Source organism: Piscinibacter defluvii (assembly GCF_004011805.1).
Taxonomy (GTDB): domain Bacteria; phylum Pseudomonadota; class Gammaproteobacteria; order Burkholderiales; family Burkholderiaceae_C; genus Piscinibacter; species Piscinibacter defluvii.
This window is the reverse complement of the sequence record NZ_RCHJ01000123.1, coordinates 1-1,012: the sequence shown is the minus strand read 5'-3', so window position 1 is coordinate 1,012 and position 1,012 is coordinate 1. Positions and strand designations below refer to the sequence as shown.

At 63.7% G+C, this 1,012-nt stretch carries 1 protein-coding gene; it reads left to right on the top strand.

From position 1 onward, the window contains the following. Positions 1 to 669, top strand: a 669-nt coding sequence (locus D9C15_RS33185) for a hypothetical protein (RefSeq protein WP_205854985.1), incomplete at its 5' end; no start/stop codon positions are given. Positions 670 to 1,012: the final 343 nt, after the last annotated feature.

Here is a 1,012-nt window from a genome sequence, read left to right as displayed (position 1 = left end):
CATGTCCACCGAGGAGCCGTCACCGGTCACGGTTCAACAGCGAGCGGGACATCGCCCTTCTCGCCTGAGCGCATGTATGTCCGCCAAGTCAAATGGACTGCCTGCGATGTTGAAGTCGTACAACCGTACCGAGCAAACGTCTGTCTGGACACTCCCGCCAGCGAGCAGCCCAGACTGCAGCACGCGCGCAACAGCGTCATGCTGCTGCGGCGCTGGCGAGAGTCGGCCCGGGAGCGTGAGTCGAACCAACAGACCCTGCGCCGGCGTGCGAAACACAGGGTCGAGAACCGGCGTCAGCCTCTGGAACAACCTCGCGGACTGCCGACGATGGATCTTCCTGCCAATGTCGGCGGAGAACAGCTTGCACTCAACCTCCACCTCGGCGCCCTCTCGTCGCGCGAGGAAGTCGAAGCCCCCGCCTCTATCCAGGTCATGCGGTTCAACATCAAACCCTGCCCGCATGAGGTGCACGACCGTAGAGACCTCGTGCTGCACGGCCAGGAGACCACTGTCGGACTTGAGGCCATCGAGGAGGCGTCCGCGAAGCCGCTTCTTGCCATCCTTGGTCAGACCTTCGAACAGCAGAACCACCCCGGCAGCAAACGACGCCAACTCGTAGCGTCCGGTTCCTCGCAAAGCCTCGCGAGAGCCGGGGCGCATCTGTCCTGACGAGATCGCTTCGCCCAAGGTCCACTCAATGCCGCACCTGTCATGGAGCCAGTCCTCCATGTAGCGGTTCTCCCGCAGTTCCTGCTGGAGCCAAGCGAAGCGCTTTACCCAGGGTTCGACCCCGGCTATCCCCAACAGCCGGTCAACGAGGGTCGGCACCTCTGCTTCGCCAATGTCTGTCCGAAAACGCATGGACACCGATTCTCGGCGCTGCGGCATCTCGCTGACGGCTAACCCTTCGTTCGAGCGGACCCCCGCCGGCAAGGCACTTGGGCCGCGAGGCGGGGCGATGTCCCGCTCGCTGTTGAACCGTGACCGGTGACGGCTCCTCGGTGGACATGCT